The sequence below is a fragment of the Moorena sp. SIO3I6 genome (genome assembly GCF_010672095.1).
In genome coordinates, this window is sequence record NZ_JAAHHU010000558.1 from 1 (window position 1) to 2801 (window position 2801).

Annotated in this window: 2 protein-coding genes and 1 pseudogene; 1 reads left to right on the forward strand and 2 read right to left on the reverse strand. The window is 41.4% G+C overall.

Annotation, left to right across the window (positions count from 1 at the left end; genetic code table 11):
• On the reverse strand, nt 1–842 hold an 842-nt coding region (locus tag F6K49_RS39485; protein WP_293106058.1), incomplete at its 3' end, for a proprotein convertase P-domain-containing protein.
• A 680-nt stretch (nt 843–1522) separates the two neighbouring features.
• Here F6K49_RS39485 and F6K49_RS39490 point away from each other — a divergent pair.
• Nucleotides 1523–2377 (forward strand): Rpn family recombination-promoting nuclease/putative transposase, encoded by an 855-nt coding sequence (locus F6K49_RS39490; protein ID WP_075904044.1) that lies wholly within the window; start codon nt 1523–1525, stop codon nt 2375–2377.
• A gap of 163 nt (nt 2378–2540) precedes the next feature.
• Here the strand turns inward: F6K49_RS39490 and F6K49_RS39495 are convergent.
• Nucleotides 2541–2801, reverse strand: a pseudogene (locus F6K49_RS39495) (DNA-binding protein); the annotation flags it as partial.

The following is a 2801-nucleotide window of genomic DNA, read 5'->3' on the forward strand; positions in this document are numbered from 1 at the left end:
CCATCATCGGTATCATCGGTAGCGTTATTATTATTATCCGTGCCATCTCCAAAGCCATCGGTATCAGCTGTTACTCCTGCCCCTAAATAGGTGGTATTGTCAATGGTGTGAGTAGGACCACTATTAGCGGATAAGGTTTGGTAATCTCCATTACCGGTGCTGGCGGTATTATCAGGAGCATCACCGTAGTCAACAGGCAAAGCTGTACCATCTAAAACCAGCCTTGCACTGTTAAAAGTACCCTCATCACCACCAACACTATCGCAAATTTCTAAAGTCCAGGTACCATTAGAGGTTTTGCCATTAAAAACAGCAAGACTATTGGACGGGGCTACAGTCCGGTCATAGAGAGGTGCTGCCGTATCATCGTCATTACCATCATCTAGGGAATTCCCAGAGTTGCTGTCTAGAAGAACATCAAATCCATCTGCCGAGCCGCCAGTATTGCTGATTACATCAACAGAGGTACCATCCGGATGCTGTAACGTGACTCGAAGATCGCCACGCCAGGTGTGATCCGCATTAAATCCCAGATTAACGTCTTGAACCGTAAAGTTATCAGTAACGTTAAAAGTTCGCACTATTGGTGAACTACAGCTGTTTGATGTTATTGCCGCACTAGTGGTATTGTCATAAGTCACACTTTGTGCTTCTACTGGAGTAGAAGTAGCCACCAGCAAAGCAGACCCTGTCACCAAGATAGGGAAAGTAGCCTGAGCTAGGTTAGTTACCCCGATCAGGTTAAAGCCTAAAGGCTGTGGAGCAAAATTTACCTCAGACGCTTCTGAAAAGTCTGAGGAATGGTGTGGGATTTTTTTAAGATAATTGAATAAAGACTTCATAACTGGCCGCAATGAATTAAAGAGAAAAGCTAATTGGTAACTGACCCAAATAGTCTTGATATCAATCAATTATTTAGTTGAGCAACACCGAATAAATAACTAATCGTGGCTCTATAAAAGTTGCCATATAAAACGTTTATAAAATAATTAGTATAATCCTGATATTACAGGAGTTTGATTTTTTGAAAGAATATTTTTTTATCAATCACCCGCCCTATAATACTTAGTGGGCAATAAGCGCAATTTTATGCATAAAATCAGTTCGGTAGAACCCTAATCATTAATAACGAATAACTCAACACTCAGCACTGAGCACTCAGATAAGCGATTGAGCCGCTTGTCACGCTACGGGAAGGCATCCGAGTTTTCCTCCCAGTTAAACTACTCTCCTCATCTAGGATTGCCTAATTGATGTGGTTATTGCCTAGAGAGAATTACGGAATTTTTTTGAGGTTACGGAGGAGTTGATATCCGTGAATTCCACATCATTATTAAACCAAGCAACAACTAGTGTTACCGGTAGAGTTACTCATAAAATCAATAAACTCAATCCCATCTATAATAAAATCAATTAATTTTTGAGTTAACACTGCTTTTCAACTATACTACTCCCTCGGTGCGCTTTCCGTAGGCGAATTAAATTCGCCACGGGTCGCACCGCTCCCTACTCCCTACTAATCATGGCCAAGACACACATCCGCTTTGACTGGGCAATCAAAAAACTGCTGAGGGATAAAGCTAATTATGTCGTCCTAGAAGGCTTTATCACCGAATTACTAGGAGAAGAGATTACTATTGAATCGATTTTAGAAGGGGAAAGTAATCGGCTCACCGAAGACAATAAACTGAATCGAGTTGATATTCTAGCCCTCAATAGTGCTGGAGAGTTACTGCTCGTGGAAGTCCAAAACAGTTCCGAAAATGATTACTTTCATCGAATGCTATTTGGTGTCTCCACACTGCTCACCCAATATCTAGATAAAGGAGAGCCCTATAGTAAACTCAAAAAAGTCTACTCGATTAATATTGTTTACTTTACTCTAGGACAAGGACAAGATTACATCTATGAAGGGAAACTAGATTTCCGAGGTCGTCATCATCGTGACTCTTTAGGACTATCCAGCCTACAGAAGGAGTTGTTCAAACTAGAGCAAGTCTATCAGATATTTCCCGAATATTATATATTGAGAGTCAACCAGTTTGATAACGTAACCAGAAACAGTTTAGATGAATGGATCTATTTCCTAAAGAATAGTGAAATCAAAGAAGAGTTCCAAGCCAGAGGATTAGCTGAGGCTAAGGATAAGCTAAGGATTGAGAGTTTACCTTTACCAGAAAAAGTAGCTTATCAGAACTATCTGGAAAATAAACGCTATGAAATTAGCCTACTGGAAGGGGCAGAAGCAGCCGGAAAATTACAGGGGAGAGCAGAGAAAGCCACAGAAATAGCCAAAGCTATGAAAGCAAGAGGGATTGATATCAATTTAATCGTGGCAACAACTGGTTTAACTAAAGAAGACGTTGAGCATTTTTGAATAGTCGCGAAGCGATTTATTGCTCCTGAAACTCTTTTACCTTCTGCCTTCTACCTTAAAACAGCCCATTTATTTTACGAATCAGATCGGATTGCTATAGCTGGGAAACTGCCACCAGCGATGCAGAGGTGCCAAAGGGAGTTTCCCCCACTCGCGCTTTGCATCAAGAAATGAAGTGAATATCACTAAAAGTTTCGATCCACAAACGAGCGCCACAATCGAGTGGATTATCCGGCTGATAGACAATCTTACACGGACCGAGGATTTCGACCTCGTTGCCGTAGAGATTAGTGCCCTTTCGTTTTACTGAAATCACTGGCTTCCGGTCTTTGGGACTTTTCTTCATATTCGAGCCAATGTGATTGCGATTGACATTAATCTTAGCTAAAGCAGGGGGACGACTGGTACGCCATTTGCCCTTTGG

Coding starts and splice junctions, on each gene's coding strand:
- F6K49_RS39490 (WP_075904044.1), top strand. CDS start 1,523: ATGGCCAAGACACACATCCGCTTTGACTGGGCAATCAAAAAACTGCTG.